The following is a 15584-nucleotide window of genomic DNA, read 5'->3' on the forward strand; positions in this document are numbered from 1 at the left end:
CCACTCACGGAACATTTACAGACTGCGTTTTTTTGTACGAAATCGGTAGTAGTGTATTCCTTACCTATTTGACGCTCTTTAGCGTCTGGCAGGCTTAAACCTCCCCAGCGGAAACTCACAATAGGCGGGCCGGGTAGGGGGGATGCCGTCAGGATTCCATCACATACATCTGGTTGTGCAAGGCTGCCTTGAGGACGGCCTGGGCCGTTGTCTCCACTGCCAGCGCGTCCCGGGCCAGGCGCAGGTGCTTTTCGACCGTGGCCGGGGTCAGGCCCATGAGGATCGCGATGTCCTGCGTCGTCTTGCCATCTCCGACCCATTGCAGCGCTTCCCGTTGACGTTTGGTGAGGGCCCGGTTCGGAGGGCTATAGGGCAGGGTGAGGATTTTCAGATGCGCCACGTTGTTCATCAGGATGATATCGCTGCCGTGTTCAACCCAGATCGCATCGACCTCGTCCTGGGACAGCTCACTGCGTGCAGCCAGCGAGATCGCACCTTTGAAACGCGCCGAATTGGAATGAAAGCTGACCGTATAGCCCGCGTTCATCTTCATCTTTCTGTTGAACTCCAGCACCCGTTCGCCATCCGGGCCAAGCTCACCATTCTCGATCATCCTCTGAATCAGATGCCAGCTGCCGGCGCCTTCGTTTTCCAGTGCCCAGCGCAGCATCGGCGCGCTGGAATAAAGGCCCCGGTGCAGGAACCCGTTCAGGTACTCCGGCGAATGGTTGGACAGCACGACAAAATCTTCCGGATCCCCCAGAGAGGTTTCTGTCTTGTAGCGAGTGTATCCGTAAATCAGCCTGTCAAATTCGAACTTTGCCATCTGATCCACGTGCCCATGCCACAGCTCTTCGAGCGTCTTGGCCCCGCACACGAAATGCAGATAGTCAGAAAGGTTCATTCAGGCTCCGCCTCTCGTTCAAAATGCTTGGCTAGGGCATCGATGGCAAACAAATACCCCTGTGTTCCAAAACCGCAAATCTGGCCGATGACGGCACGCGAGATATATGACCTGTGGCGAAACTCTTCGCGGGCGTGGATATTGGATAGGTGGACCTCCACGGCCGGAATTTCAACCGAAAAGAGAGCGTCCATTAGCGCAATTGACGTATGCGTGTACGCGCCAGCGTTCAGGATGATCCCGGAATGGGTGCCGCGCGCCGCATGAATGGCATCCAGCAACACACCTTCGTGATTGGATTGCAGGCAGACAGCCTCAAGGCCCTGCGATCTGGCATGGGCAACGCAGGCTGCTTCGGCCATTTCCAGAGTTTCCCGTCCGTAGACTTCCGGCTGGCGCGTCCCCAGAAGATTAAGATTCGGACCATTGAGGATCAGAATACTGCGCATCGCATCATCCTTGTGCAGTTCATGTCCCGGAAACTACAGGAGAACTTTATTAAAAGCGACGGCGTATATGCGCCTTTTTGAACGTGTTCCTACTTTGTTACAGAGAGTTTACTTGGGGGAAGGTGCAGCGCCATCATCCGGCCTCCTGTGGTGCTGCACCCCAAATGTTAATCGTTGGTCAGCACGATTTTACCCAGCGCCTTGCGGTCCTGAACCATGTTCAGCGCAGTAGCAGCATCCTGCATCTTCAGGGTTTCGCTGATACGTGGTTTGATCTTGCCCTGCTCGTAAAGGACGAACAATTCAGCCATGTTTTCTGCATGGCCCTTGGGGTCACGATAGACAGAGGCCCCCCAGAACACGCCTACGATATCACAACCTTTGAGAAGCGGCAGGTTCATTGGGATTTGCGCGATGCCGGCCGGGAAGCCAACGACCAGAAACCGGCCTTCCCAGGCCACCGCCCGCAAGGCTGGTTCAGAATAGGCGCCGCCCACGGAGTCATAGACTACATCAACACCATCTTTTCCCGACAAGGATTTGATCTGAGACGAAAACTCTTTCTGCTGGCCCTTGTCGAGGCTGCGACCGTAGACCAGCGTTTCATCCGCTCCAACCTCGCGGCAGAAGGCAGCCTTGTCGTCCGAAGACACCGCCGCGATCACCTTGGCGCCCATCCCTTTGCCCAGTTCGATGGCAGCCACGCCGACACCGCCGGCAGCCCCCAGGATCAAAAGGCTTTCGCCCGGTTTCATATGCGCGCGGTCCTTCAGCGCGTGATAGGATGTGCCATAGGTAAAAACGAAACAGGCGGCGTCCTCAAACGGCATCGCGTCGGGAATACGGATCGCCTGCGCTGCGTCGATGCAGCGATGGGTCGCAAATCCACCATGGCCTGTCAGTGCCAGAACCCTATCCCCAATGGCGTAGCCTTCGACACCCTCACCAATGGCGGCGACCACTCCGGCGATTTCACCGCCGGGCGCAAAGGGGCGCGGGGGCTTCATCTGATAGAGGTCCTGAATGATCAGCGTGTCGGGAAAATTGACGCCGGCGGCACGGATTTCTACCAACAATTCCCCCTTGGCGGGCGCCGGGTCCGGTAGCTCTGTCCATGTCAGACTCTCGGGTCCGCCGGGCTCGATGCTGAGCATTGCTTTCATGTTTTTTCCTCTTCCCACCAGTGTCAGATGCCAAAATTACGTAAAGTCTTGGGGCTGTCTGGAGCGTTGTCAATGGAATAGCGAAATGCAATTCTGCTATGTGAAACATCACGAGCCGAGTGGAACCATGGGGGGAGATCATGACCACGAGTACACAGCCGGAGTTTGCGGATACACCTGAGTTTCGCAAGCAAATCCGGGCATGGCTGGAGGAGAATTGCCCCGACGAAATGCGCGATGGCGCCAGTGGCGAAGGTGCCATCTGCTGGGGCGGCAAGACTTGGGAGTTTTCCTCTCCCGCGCAGAAACTCTGGCTGGATCGCTGCGCTGCTGCCGGACTGACGGTTCCAACCTGGCCGCGTGCCTATGGCGGCGCAGGCCTGTCCCGAGCGCAGGACAAGGTCCTGAAAGAGGAAATGGCCGAGCTAGGCGCGCGCTCACCCCTTGATAGTTTCGGAATCTGGATGCTTGGTCCGGCCCTTTTGAAGTTCGGCAGCGAAGAGCAGAAGCAAACCTACCTGCCGCCCATTGCCCGCGGTGAAATCCGTTGGTGTCAGGGTTATTCTGAGCCGGGCGCGGGTTCTGATCTTGCTGGGGTTCAGTCCCGGGCCGAGGATCGAGGCGATCACTGGCTGGTCAATGGGCAGAAGATCTGGACCTCCTATGCGGACAAGGCCGATTGGATCTTTGCACTGCTGCGCACCGACCGCGACGCGCCCAAGCATAAGGGCATTTCCTTTATCCTGATGGATATGAGTTCAAAAGGGGTTTCGACCCGTCCGATCCGGCTGATTTCCGGCGCCTCGCCATTTTGCGAAACCTTCTTTGATGACGTCGAGGTGCCGAAATCTCAGGTGGTCGGGGACGTGAATCGGGGCTGGGACGTGGCCAAATACCTGCTGACTCACGAACGCGAGATGATCAGCGCCGGTGGGCAGACCATGGGCGCGGGCCGGGCGCTGGGAGCGGTTCTGGCCGATGCGGAAACCGGCCAAAGCGATCCGGTGCTGCGCGCCGACGCGATGCGCACGGAAGTCGACGCATTGGCGATGGAGATGACGCTGGAACGCTACAAGGATCAGGCTGAAGGCGGGCAGGGCGTCGGTGATGCCTCTGCGATGCTGAAATATGCCGGAACCGAACTCAACAAACGCCGACTGGAACTGGTGATGGCCGCAGGCGGCAGCGATGCACTGGACTGGGATGACGGGCGTGCGCCCTCCTGGCTGCGCACCAAGGCGAACTCGATCGAGGGCGGCACCTCCGAGGTGATGCTGTCGATCATTTCCCGCCGCATTCTGGGGCTTCCGGGGTAAGACTGATGCTGAAACTCATTCAAACTGAAGAAGAAATCATGCTGCAGGAAGCCGCCCGGGGGCTTTTGGACAGATCCGCTCCAGTCTCGCGCCTGCGGGAGTTGCGCGACGCCAACCAGACCCGCGACGATGCCTTATGGCAGGAAATGGTCGATGCGGGCTGGGCCGGGATTTTGGTCCCGGAAAGCGCAGGCGGCGCTGACATGGGGCATGCCGCCGCCCATGTGCTGGCAGGTGAAATGGGCCGGACGCTTGCCGTCAGTCCGTTCCTGAGTACGGCGGTCATGGCGGCGACGGTGTTGCGGCGGCTTGATGATCCACGATGTCAGGCTGCGCTGGCGCAGATTGCCAGCGGCGCGCGGACCTATGCCATTGCTGTCGATGAAGGCTCCAAGTTCAACCCGGAGCGCATTGAGCTCACTGCAGAAAAGCGGGGCAACGGCTACGTCCTGAAGGGCGAAAAACGCTTCGTCGTGGATGGAGGGAATGCCGATCACGTGCTGGTTCTGGCGCAAAGCGAGGACGGCCCGTGCTTGTTTGATCTGCCAGCAGACCGCGCGGGGCTGAGGCGCAACGTATCTGCGATGATCGACAGCCGCGACGCGGCGCGGCTCGAGTTTGATGATGTTGCCGTTTCGGGCGACGAATTGCTCGGCGCTGCCGGGGATGGCGCGGCGCTGTTGCGTTATGGGCTGGAGGCCGGGCAGGCTGCGCTTGCCGCCGAAAGCACCGGGCTGGCGCAGGCGGCGTTTGCCATGACCACCGAATACTTGAAAGTGCGCAAGCAGTTCGGCGTCACCATCGCCAGTTTTCAAGCCTTGCAACACCGCGCCGCGCATCTGTGGTGCGAGATCGAGCTGACAACCTCGGCCGTGCTGCAGGCGGGCCGGATGCTGGACGCCGATCCTGAGGCTGCCACACTCGCTGTATCGGTGGCCAAGGCACGCGCCACAGATACTGCGCAGTTGGCGGCGCGCGAAGGCGTCCAGATGCATGGCGGGATCGGCATGACCGACGCCTATGACATGGGATTCTATATGAAACGCGCCCGCGTCGCGGCAGAGTGGCTGGGCGATTACGGCTACCACGCCGCCCAGGTGGCGCAGCTGCGCGGATTTTAAAGGATACGATATGATGGATCTGTTTTCACTGGAGGGCAAAACCGCCCTGATCACCGGCGGCGCCACGGGTATTGGCCGCATGGCAGCCGAGGCGATGGTGCGGGCCGGGGCACGGGTGCTGATCGCATCGCGGAAAGGCGACGCCTGCGTCGCGGTCGCAGAAGAGCTGAACGCGATGGATGCGCCGGGATCGGCCGAAGGTTTTGCCGCCGATATCGGCACGGTCGAAGGGATCGATGCGCTGGTTGAGGAAATCAAGACCCGCGCACCTGCGCTGCATATTCTGATGAACAATTCCGGGGTGACCTGGGGCGCGCCACTGGGGCAGTTTCCCCATCAGGCCTGGGAAAAGGTGATGTCGGTCAACGTCGCAGGGGTCTTCGATCTGACACAAAAACTGCTGCCGCTGCTGATTGCCTCCTCGGATGCGGATGATCCGGCGCGGGTGATCAACGTCGGTTCGGTCATGGGAGAAATCCCGATGGGTGATGGCGCCTACAGCTATGCCGCGTCAAAGGCCGCGGTGATCCATATGTCCAAAATCCTGGCCAAGGAGCTGGCCCATCAGCACGTCACCGTCAATGCGCTGGCACCGGGGCCGTTTGTGTCGCGGATGACCGCCTTTGCCACTGGCGATGAGGAGAAGCGTGAAAAGGTCGGCAATGATGTGCCGCTCGGCCGCGTCGGGCGGGACGATGACATCGCCGGCTGCGTGCTGTTTCTAGCCGGGCGCGGTGGGTCCTACGTCACCGGCGCAGTCATCCCCGTATCCGGCGGTATCAATGTGATGTCGGGGCACAACCTGTTCCAAAGCGCGCTCGATTAACGCATAAAAACAAAGACTTGAGGTTAAAAGATGACTGACGCCACCTGGTCCCGGAATGAGGATCACCTGCCAGCTGCCCTGCGTGGATTGCGAATTCCGTTGATCGCATCGCCGCTGTTTATCATTTCGGTGCCGGAGCTGGTGATCGCCCAGTGCAAGGCTGGGATCATCGGGGCCTTTCCGGCGCTGAACGCACGCGAAGCTGAGGGTGAGCCGCCATTACTGGAGGCCTGGCTTAAGCAGATCACCGAAGAGCTGGACCGCCACAATCAGGAAAACCCGGACCGTCCGGCAGCGCCCTTTGCGGTCAATCAGATCGTGCACCGGTCCAATACCCGGCTGGAACGGGATCTGGAGATCTGCACCCGCTGGAAGGTTCCCGTGTGGATCACCTCTCTTGGCGCGCGCCCCGAGGTGAACGAGGCAGCACATTCCTGCGGCGGCGTGGTGCTGCACGATGTGATTAACAACCGCTTTGCCAAGAAGGCGATCGAAAAAGGCGCCGACGGTCTGGTGGCCGTGGCCGCCGGTGCCGGTGGCCACGCCGGGCAGCAATCGCCCTTTGCCCTGATCCGCGAGATCCGCAGCTGGTTCGATGGTCCACTGGCCTTGTCGGGCGCCATTGCGACGGGCGAGTCCCTGTTGGCAGCGCGTGCCATGGGCGCCGATTTCGGCTATGCCGGCTCGCCCTTTATCGCCACGCATGAGGCAAACGCCCAAAGCGAATACAAGGACATGATCGTCGAATCCGGCGCCGAGGATATTGTCTATTCCTCTTTGTTTACCGGGGTTTGGGGGAACTATCTAAAGAAATCCGTGTCCCGTGCAGGTATGGACCCGGACAACCTGCCGACGGCGGATGCCTCCTCGATGAACTTTGGCAGCGGGTCGTCCAAACCAAAGGCTTGGAAAGAGATCTGGGGGTCCGGGCAAGGCATCGGCGCGGTGACCGAGGTTTGCTCGACTGCGGATCTGGTGGACCGTTTCGACCGCGAATACCGCGCCGCAGGGGCGCGGCTGGCGGCAGAGTTTACAGGCTGACCCATGGCAGAAATTCTTGTGGTCCGGCACGGGCAAGCCTCTTTCGGTGCGGACAACTACGATGAGTTGAGCGAAAAGGGCCGCAATCAGGGGCGCCTGTTGGGCGATACCCTGCGGGCGATGGGCTGGACCCCGGATCGCGCCATCACCGGCTCTCTGGCACGGCAGAAACAGACGTTGCAGGAAATGGGATTTGACGTCGCCCCGGAAGAGCATGCAGGCTGGAATGAATATGATTTCCACGATTTGCTGCACAGCCGGTTCGGCGGGCAGGCCCCATCCGAGGTGATCCAGGACCGCAAAACCCATTTTCGCGCCCTGCGCGAGACACTTGCAGAATGGCAGCAGGGCGGCGTGTCCGGTGCCTCGGAAAGTTGGGCAGAGTTCATCGCGCGGGTTGAGGCCGCGCGTCAACATGCGGCAGAAACAGAGGCCGAACGTGTCTTGGTGGTGAGTTCCGGCGGGGTAATTGCCCGGCTTGTCGCCGCCACGTTGCAGGTTCCGGACAGCCAGATGATTGCCCTGAACCTGCAGGTCAAAAACACCTCCCTGACCCGGTTCATTTCCGGAAGGGGTAAGTTTTTCCTGCATGAATTCAATTCAGTACCGCACTTTCATGATGCAGAGCGCGCAAAGCTGATGAGCTATAGCTGAAGGAGCAAGAGATGAGCAGCGATACCCAGACCCTGGACATTGATGCAATCCGGACTTTTCTTGATGGACGTCTTCCCGGCTTTGACGGCGCGGTCGAGGTGCAAAAATTCGCAACCGGACAGTCGAACCCGACCTTCCTGATTAAAACGCCAGCGGGGCAATACGTGCTGCGGCGCAAGCCGCCGGGGGTTTTGCTGAAATCTGCCCATGCGGTGGACCGCGAATTCCGGGTGCAAAAGGCGCTCGCGGATACCGATGTGCCGGTGGCCCGGATGCATCTGCTGTGCGAGGACGACAGCGTGATCGGATCGGCCTTCTACATCATGGACCACGTTGCGGGGCGCAATTTCACCGATCCGGTGATGGGCGATACCGATCCCGCCACCCGCGGCGCAGTGATCGACGATATGAACCGGGTGCTCGCGGCGCTGCATGACGTCGATGTCGACGCGGTGGGGCTTTCGGACTATGGGCCGCCCGGCAACTATTTCGAACGTCAGCTGGGCCGTTGGACCAAGCAATACAAAGCCTCGGAAACCCGGACCATCCCAGAGATGGACGAACTGATGAAGTCCCTTGAGGAACAGATGCCCGCCGATGACGGTCAGCGCGGTCTGGTCCATGGCGATTACCGCATCGACAATATGATCTTCAGCGCCGATGAGCCGCGCTGCCTTGCGGTGCTGGATTGGGAGCTTTCGACCATCGGACATCCCTATGCCGATCTGGCGGGTGTGATCATGCAGTGGCAGATGCCGCCGGGACAAGAGGGGCGCGGATTGGCCGGTCTGGATCGCAAGGCGCTTGGCCTGCCGTCGGATCAGGAGTTCATCGAGGCCTATTGCCGCCGCCGTGGCCTGCCGGAGATCGACAACTTCGGCTTCTATCTCTCGTTCAGCTTTTTCCGGATGGCGGGCATTCTTCAAGGGGTCCTGAAACGCGCGCTGGATGGCAACGCATCGAATCCGGAACGCGCGCGCAAGTTGGGAGATTTTGTTCCCATCTTCGCGCAAAGTGGACTCAACGCACTGAGCAGCACCAAGTAAGGCGACACGCTGGGCAGGGCGGGTCACTTGCCGCTGCCGCATGGCTGCTCGCCGCTTTGCGGTCTTATAGAGGTCGCCAGTCTTGGCGGCCGTTTTTCAAGAATTTCTGATTTTTACACGCGGCGGGCCAACGACTTGCGTGGTTTTACGTATCTCTTAACACTCGACCCGTAGCCAAAGGCTGCGCATTATGGACTGAAACATGGGTTGTGGTTCGCCGCGGCCAATTGGGAGGAACACGTCAATGACAGAGGCTGGCTGGCTGAACACCAGGGACCTTGGTGACGGAATCGTAGAACTGCAACTGGGCCGGGCGCCGGTCAACGCGCTGAGCGCGGATTTCCTGATGGAGTTCGCAGCCAAGATTGACGAGATGGGACAGGATCCGGCGGTCAGCGCCATCGTGTTGAAAAGCCCGTTCAAAGTCTTTTCCGCCGGGCTGGATCTGAAAGAAGCGCAGGAGTTCGATCTTGAGCAGCAGCACGCCATTGTGCGCGGCCTGAACGAAGGCTTCCTGGCGCTTTACAGCTGCCCGAAACCGGTAGTGGCTGCTGTTGGCGGCGCTGCAATTGCCGGTGGGTTGTTTTTCGTTCTGGCCAGCGACGTGCGGATCGGCCACTCCAGATCCGCCTATGGACTGGCCGAGGTGCGCGTCGGCGCGGACTTCCCGATAGGGCCGCTGGAAATCGCCAAAGCTACGCTCGACAGCAACACGCAGCGGCGCCTGATGCTGACCGGGCAATCTATCGGTCCGATTGCAGCGCGCAATTATGGCCTTGTCGATATCATCGCCGAGGATATGGAGGATCTTGAGATCTACGCGCTGCGCGAGGCCCGTAACCTGGCGGAATTGCCGCCGCAGACCTTTGCCTCGGTCAAGATGCAGCTGCGCGGCGAGGTAATCGACCGCATCAAGGCAGGGATTGCCGCAGGCGGAAACGCACCAGAGGGTGGCTGGTTCAATTCCGAAACCAAGGCCGCGATGGAAAAGATGATCAGCGGCCGGGGCGAGTAGGCACACCGGCCCGCACCAAGACAGACAGGGAGGAAATCAATGCTGGACCACGACCGGCTGGACCGCGTGAAGGCATGGCAGCAACGCTATGTGGATCAAAGGAAATATGCCGGCAGTTCGGTCTTGATCAACGAAGGTGGGAAGGAAGCGTTCTTTCACGCAACGGGTCTGAGAAATATCGAGGACGGCCTGCCTTTTACCCGCGATACGCTGGTACGGATCTACTCGATGACCAAACCGGTGACCTCCCTTGCCATCATGATGCTCTTGGAAAAGGGGCTGTTTCACTTGGATGCGCCGGTGTCGGATTTTATTCCCGAATTCACCGACATGCAGGCGCTGGTGCCAGGGGCAACGGCAATTGATCAGGTTGAACCCAGCCGGGCGCCGACGCTGCATGAACTGCTGACCCACACCAGCGGTCTCAGCTATCCTTTCAACCCCGGCGTTTTGCCCGCAGCCATGGAAGAGCAGCAGCTGATGTTCAAACCGGGGCAGGGTAAATTGGAAAAGATGGCGGCGGAGTTGGCAGCCTATCCGCTCGCCTTTCAACCCGGCACACGCTGGGAATACTCGGTCAGTATTGATGTTCTGGGCCGCGTCGTCGAAGTTGTTTCGGGCAAGACACTTGGCGATTTTTTTGAAACCGAAATCTTTGCTCCGCTCGGCATGACCGAGACAACGTTCCGGGTCCCGCGTGGCACCGGTGATCGCTTTGCCTCGCTCTATACCCCGCTGGCTGGGGATGCGATGGCGCTGAATTCAGCAAAAACCGGCGGCGAAACCCTGCGCCTGACGGATCTGCACGGCGGCTCTCCGTTTGAAACGACTGAGATGATGTCTGGTGGCGGCGGGTTGGTCGGAACCATCGATGACTACATGAAGTTTTCCGAAATGCTGCGGCGCCGCGGCGCCCATAAGGATGGCTATCTGATCAGCCCGAAAACCGCTGATTTCATGATGCGGAACCATCTGCCCGGGGATATCGCCTCCATGGGGCCGCAAAGCTTTGCAGAACAGCCGATGGAAGGCATGGGTTTTGGCCTGGGCGGCGCCGTGGTGATGGATCCCGGTCGGGCGCGCTGCCCCGGGTCCGTAGGTGACTTTAGCTGGGGCGGCATGGCTTCGACCTTCTTCTGGATGGACCCGGTGTTGGATCTGTCCGTGGTGTTCTTTACCCAGCTGTCGCCCAGCAGTTCCTATCCCTCGCGGGCTGAGCTGAAGGCGCTGGTACACGGGGCAGTGATGTGATGAGCGATATTCCCGACCGTAAGATCCTGTGGACCCCAACCGCGGAGCGCGCCGAGGCGAGCCGCATGGCGGCATTCAAGCGCTGGCTGGCTGCGGAGAAGGCAAAAACCTTCGACGATTACAATGGCCTGTGGGAGTGGAGCGTTTCCGACCTTGAAGGGTTTTGGGGCGCATTGGCCGTGTTCTTTGATCTGGAATTCACCACGCCGCCAAGCTGTATCCTGGGCAATCGCAGCATGCCTGGCGCAGAATGGTGCCCGGGCGGAGAGTTGAACTGGGCCAGGCACATTCTGCGGCAGGTCGACAAAACCCCGCAGGAACAGGCGCTTGTCGTTCATTCTGAAACCTTTGGCCGATCCGAGCTGACCTGGGCCGAACTCGCCGCTCAGGTGGCCAGCGTAGCTGCAAACCTGCGGGCCATGGGCGTCGGGCAGGGCGACAGGGTCACCGCCGTTTTGCCCAATACCGAGGCCGCGATTATCGCCTGTCTGGCCACCGCCAGCCTAGGCGGCATCTGGTCGCTTTGCGCGCCAGATATGGGCCATGTCGCCATTCTGGACCGGTTCCGCCAGATCGAGCCTAAGGTCCTTATCTATCAGGACGGATATGTGCATGCGGGCAAGACCATGGACCGGCGCGAAGTGCTGACCACCATTGCCGACGGTCTGCCAAGCGTGACCCACCGCGTGGTACTGCCGGTGGTCGGTGATCTTCCCGAGAGCGCAACCCATTGGCATGATATGATCGGGGATGTTCACGCCCCGCTGGAGTTTACGCCGGTTCCTTTCGATCATCCGCTGTGGGTGGTCTATTCCTCTGGCACCACCGGAAATCCTAAACCCATCGTGCACGGGCACGGTGGCATCCTGTTCGAAGGCGTCAAGCAATCGCTGCATCAGGATCTGAGTTCCGACAGCCGGTTTTGCTGGCTGACGTCGTCGGGCTGGGTGATGTGGAACGCGCAATTCGTGGCCTTGGGGCAGGGCGCAACGACACTGCTTTATGACCAGGCGCCGAACCACCCCGATATGCTGGACCTGTGGCGGTGCTGCGCGGATGAGCGGATCACCTATCTGGGCGTCGGCGCCGCTTATATCACCGCCTGCGTGAAATCCGGCATCAGACCCGGACGTGATCTCGATCTGTCGGCGCTGGTCTCGCTGGGTACCACTGGATCGCCGCTGACCTCGGATGGCTATGATTGGGTGTATTCCGAGGTAAAGGCCGACATCTGGCTGGCGCCGATCTCCGGCGGCACCGATCTGTGCGGCGCCTTCGTCTGCGGCAATGTCATGCTGCCGGTGCGCGCGGGCGAAATGCAGTGCCGCGCGCTTGGCAATGCGGTGCGCGCATTTGATGAGACCGGTCAGGAAGTGATCGGCAGCGTCGGAGAGCTGGTCTGCACCGAACCTTTACCCTCTATGCCCTTGTTTTTCTGGGGAGATGAGAACGGATCGCGCCTGCATGACAGCTATTTCGATACCTATCCGGGCATCTGGCGCCATGGCGACTGGATCGAAATCACCCCCGAGGGCGGATCGGTGATCTATGGCCGCTCGGACGCGACGATCAACCGGCGCGGGCTGCGGCTTGGCTCTTCGGAAATCTATCAGGCCGTCGAAGGTCTTGAGCACGTGCTGGACAGCCTTGTCGTTGATTTGGAATTCCTCGGGCGCGACAGTTTCATGCCGCTGTTCGTGGTACTGGCCGAGGGGCAAGAGCTGGATGACGCCATGCGCGACAAGATCCGTAGTGCGATCCGGAGCGGCGTGTCGGCGCGGTTCGTGCCTGATGAAATAATCAGCGTCCCCGAAGTCCCGCGCACGCTTTCGGGAAAGAAGCTGGAAGTGCCCGTGAAAAAGCTGCTACTTGGAGGGGACCCCGCAAAAGTCGTGAACCGTGACTCGATGGCCAACCCTGACAGTTTCGATCTGTTCATCGCCTATGCAAAGAGGCGGGAGGCTGGTTGAGGAAGGCGCCATAAATGAATGATGTTGGGAAGGTTTTGCTCAATCTTCTGGATCTGGAGCGGCTGGATACGAACCTGTATCGTGGCATTGGCTCCGGTGGTGAAACCCCCATGCGGATTTATGGCGGGCAGGTTATCGCCCAGGCACTGACGGCAGCCTATGCCACCGTGTCTGGGCGGTTGTGCCATTCGCTGCATGCCTATTTCATTCGGCCAGGCGATCCCGCAAGCCCAGTCATTTATGAGGTCGATCCGGCCCGCGATGGCGGGAGTTTCACTACCCGGCGCGTCATCGCCATTCAAAACGGCAAGCAGATCCTCAACCTTGCCGCATCGTTCCACAAGGAAGAACCGGGCTGGAGCCATCAGCATACAATGCCGGATGTCCCACCGCCGGATGGGTTGCAGAGCCGTGATGAGCTGCACGAGCTGCATGCCCACCGGATTTCCGAGGACATGCGCGAGGAATTCACCCGTCAGCGCCCGTTTGAAATCCGCGATATTGAGCCGCGCGATCCGCTGAACCCCCAGGTTTGCAGCGATATCAATCACATGTGGATCAGAATGGAATCCGCCAAGGACGCTGGGCCAGAGCTGCAACATGTGCTGATGGCCTATGCATCGGACTTTGGTCTCTTGGGGTCAGCGCTGCGTCCACACGGGCTGACCTGGTACAAGCCCGAAGCGATGACCGCGAGCCTGGACCATGCCATGTGGTTCCATGCGCCGGTGCGGTTTGAAAACTGGCACCTTTATACGATGGATTCACCCTTTGCTGGGAATGGCCGCGGCTTTAACCGCGGCTCGATCTACACGCAGGATGGCCAACTGGTGGCCAGCGTTGCACAGGAAGGGCTGATGCGACCGATCAGCAGCTGAGCGCGTCTTCAAAAATCACGTGTTATCAAAGCGATCGCGCAGTTTCTGCATGCCGGTGATCCAGCGGTCATAATCGGCCGTCTTGGCCTGCATGTAGCTTTCGACCTTGGGGTGTGGCAGCACCAGGAACTTGCCAGCCTCAATCGCTTCGGCGCAGGCGGTGGCCACATCTTCAGGCTCCAGTAGCCCGTCGACACTGGCGACGCTGTTTTCTAATCCACGGGTCATTTCTGACCGGACGGCCTGCGGGCACAGGACCGAAACGCCTATGCCCTTATCGCCATAAGTGATTGCCAGCCATTCAGAAAAGCCAACGGCCGCGTGTTTGGTGACGCCATAGGGCGCGGCGCCGATCTGGTTGAGCAGACCTGCGGCCGAGGCCGTGTTCAGGATGTATCCGCCGCCGCGTTCCAGCATGCGTGGCACCAGATGCCGCGCGGTCCAGACGTGGGACATTACGTTGATGTCCCAGATCCTCTGCCAGTCGTCATTGCTGACCTCAAAACCGCCGCGGGTCAGGATACCAGCGTTGGCGCAGAACAGGGTAATCGGTGCGATCTCGGTTTCCACGCAATCGACCAACGCAGCGATGCTGTCCTCGGATGCGACGTCCACATGCTTGGCAGTGCCGCCGATCTCGATCGCCGTTGCCTCGGCTCCGGCAAGATCGATATCGGCGCAGATCACATGCGCGGCGCCCATCTGCGCAAATTTCTCGGCTAGCCCTTTGCCGATCCCATGGGCAGCGCCGGTGACGACAACACAGCTGTTTTTGATTTGCATGATTGATCTTGCGCTCCATATTTGACCCGAATTCACGCTAGCGGGAGCAAGAGGAGCTGCCAATCCCGTGTGACGGAACGGAATTCCAGCTATATATTACATAATACCAATTATACGATTGCTGCGTGTACGCGCAAAGCGATAATGTCACCCATGAGCAATTCAGAAGTGTCACTCTCCTCGCATACAACAGCGAGGACGAGCGGACATGGGATGGGTGATGATGAGCGAGCGCGATTTGAACCGCGTTGAGGTTTTGGCGCAGGTCGATGATAGTCGGCTGACGGTAGACAATGCGGCAAACCTGCTGAATCTGACAAGGCGGCAAGTGTTCCGGCTTCTCAAGAGATACCGGCAGGATGGCGCCTCAGCGATCCGGCATAAGGCGCGCGGCAAACCTCCAAACAACCGTATCCATCATGCAAAGCGCGATTATGCTCTGAGCCTGATCAAAGAGAATTACCCGGATTTCGGCCCAACACTGGCAGCTGAGAAGCTGGCTGAGCATCACGGGTTCACAGTGTCTCGTGAGACCTTGCGCAAATGGATGATCGAAGACGGCATCTGGCTCTCGCGGAAACAGCGCCGGACCTTCCATCAACCTCGCTTACGGCGCGAATGCTATGGTGAGCTGATCCAGATTGATGGTTCCGATCACCGTTGGTTTGAGGATCGGGGTGATCCCTGCACCCTGCTCGTTTTCATCGATGATGCCACCAGCACCTTGATGGAGCTGCGGTTTGTGAAGTCCGAGAGCACGTTCAGCTATTTCGAGGCGTTGGACAGTTATTTGGTTCAGCATGGCCGCCCAGTGGCCTTTTACAGCGACAAGCATTCGGTATTCCGAGTTGCCAAAGAAGACGCCAGGAATGGTGCAGGCATGACCCAGTTCGGGCGTGCGTTGAATGAGCTGAACATCGAGATCCTGTGCGCCAACAGCTCTCAAGCCAAGGGCCGCGTAGAACGGGCCAATCGCACGCTTCAGGACCGGCTTGTCAAAGAGCTGAGGCTGGCAGGCGTTTCGGACATGAAAGCCGGAAACGCTTTTCTTGAAGGCTTTAAGAGCCGCTTTAACGCCAAATTTGCCAAGGCCCCGGCCAAACCGGACAACCTGCACCGGGCGTTGAATGTGGAGCCGGATCGGCTGGCGGAAGTGTTGTGCTGGCG

At 59.6% G+C, this 15584-nt stretch carries 15 protein-coding genes; 11 read left to right on the top strand and 4 right to left on the bottom strand.

What is annotated here, in order from left to right; genetic code table 11:
* Nucleotides 1–148 precede the first annotated feature (148 nt).
* From AAFO90_RS18250 to AAFO90_RS18260, 3 genes are all read right to left on the bottom strand, one after another.
* The gene (locus AAFO90_RS18250) at nt 149–904 is read right to left on the bottom strand and encodes an autoinducer binding domain-containing protein (protein ID WP_274837077.1); all 756 of its coding nucleotides are present in this window, start codon (nt 902–904) and stop codon (nt 149–151) included.
* Nucleotides 901–1353, bottom strand: coding sequence for a type II 3-dehydroquinate dehydratase (gene aroQ, locus AAFO90_RS18255; protein ID WP_347510286.1), 453 nt, complete (start codon nt 1351–1353; stop codon nt 901–903). The genes AAFO90_RS18250 and aroQ overlap by 4 nt, the downstream gene beginning before the upstream one ends.
* A gap of 167 nt (nt 1354–1520) precedes the next feature.
* Nucleotides 1521–2516, bottom strand: coding sequence for an NADPH:quinone oxidoreductase family protein (locus tag AAFO90_RS18260; RefSeq protein WP_347510287.1), 996 nt, complete (start codon nt 2514–2516; stop codon nt 1521–1523).
* A 140-nt stretch (nt 2517–2656) separates the two neighbouring features.
* Between AAFO90_RS18260 and AAFO90_RS18265 the strand changes: the two genes are divergently transcribed.
* The 10 genes from AAFO90_RS18265 to AAFO90_RS18310 all read left to right on the top strand — a co-directional run bounded on the left by AAFO90_RS18265 (nt 2657) and on the right by AAFO90_RS18310 (nt 13634).
* On the top strand, nt 2657–3832 hold the full coding sequence (locus tag AAFO90_RS18265) for an acyl-CoA dehydrogenase family protein (protein ID WP_347510288.1): 1176 nt from the start codon (nt 2657–2659) through the stop codon (nt 3830–3832).
* Nucleotides 3833–3837: 5 nt separating this feature from the next.
* Nucleotides 3838–4953: an acyl-CoA dehydrogenase family protein gene (locus AAFO90_RS18270; RefSeq protein WP_347510289.1), complete on the top strand. Its 1116-nt coding sequence runs from the start codon at nt 3838–3840 to the stop codon at nt 4951–4953.
* Between the two features lie 10 nt (nt 4954–4963).
* Complete coding sequence (locus AAFO90_RS18275) at nt 4964–5779, top strand: SDR family NAD(P)-dependent oxidoreductase (protein WP_274828126.1); 816 nt, start codon at nt 4964–4966, stop codon at nt 5777–5779.
* A 30-nt stretch (nt 5780–5809) separates the two neighbouring features.
* Nucleotides 5810–6820 (top strand): nitronate monooxygenase family protein, encoded by a 1011-nt coding sequence (locus AAFO90_RS18280; protein WP_274839172.1) that lies wholly within the window; start codon nt 5810–5812, stop codon nt 6818–6820.
* A 3-nt stretch (nt 6821–6823) separates the two neighbouring features.
* A complete protein-coding gene (locus AAFO90_RS18285) occupies nt 6824–7474 on the top strand; it encodes a histidine phosphatase family protein (protein ID WP_347510290.1) in 651 nt (216 codons plus the stop codon).
* A gap of 11 nt (nt 7475–7485) precedes the next feature.
* On the top strand, nt 7486–8520 hold the full coding sequence (locus AAFO90_RS18290) for a phosphotransferase family protein (protein WP_347510291.1): 1035 nt from the start codon (nt 7486–7488) through the stop codon (nt 8518–8520).
* A 244-nt stretch (nt 8521–8764) separates the two neighbouring features.
* On the top strand, nt 8765–9535 hold the full coding sequence (locus AAFO90_RS18295) for an enoyl-CoA hydratase/isomerase family protein (protein ID WP_347510292.1): 771 nt from the start codon (nt 8765–8767) through the stop codon (nt 9533–9535).
* A 42-nt stretch (nt 9536–9577) separates the two neighbouring features.
* Nucleotides 9578–10786, top strand: coding sequence for a serine hydrolase domain-containing protein (locus tag AAFO90_RS18300; RefSeq protein WP_347510297.1), 1209 nt, complete (start codon nt 9578–9580; stop codon nt 10784–10786).
* Nucleotides 10786–12756, top strand: coding sequence for an acetoacetate--CoA ligase (locus AAFO90_RS18305; RefSeq protein WP_347510293.1), 1971 nt, complete (start codon nt 10786–10788; stop codon nt 12754–12756). Before AAFO90_RS18300 ends, AAFO90_RS18305 begins: the two co-directional genes overlap by 1 nt.
* Before the next feature lie 14 nt (nt 12757–12770).
* The gene (locus AAFO90_RS18310) at nt 12771–13634 is read left to right on the top strand and encodes an acyl-CoA thioesterase II (protein WP_347510294.1); all 864 of its coding nucleotides are present in this window, start codon (nt 12771–12773) and stop codon (nt 13632–13634) included.
* Nucleotides 13635–13649: 15 nt separating this feature from the next.
* Here the strand turns inward: AAFO90_RS18310 and AAFO90_RS18315 are convergent, their stop codons facing one another.
* Nucleotides 13650–14417, bottom strand: coding sequence for an SDR family NAD(P)-dependent oxidoreductase (locus AAFO90_RS18315; RefSeq protein WP_347510295.1), 768 nt, complete (start codon nt 14415–14417; stop codon nt 13650–13652).
* A 208-nt stretch (nt 14418–14625) separates the two neighbouring features.
* On the opposite strand from AAFO90_RS18315, the gene AAFO90_RS18320 reads away from it, so the two are divergent.
* Nucleotides 14626–15584: ISNCY family transposase (locus tag AAFO90_RS18320; protein WP_347510296.1), on the top strand; the 959-nt coding region annotated here is incomplete at its 3' end.

The sequence above is a fragment of the Phaeobacter sp. CAU 1743 genome, assembly GCF_039839315.1.
Taxonomy (GTDB): Bacteria; Pseudomonadota; Alphaproteobacteria; order Rhodobacterales; family Rhodobacteraceae; genus Phycobacter; species Phycobacter gallaeciensis_A.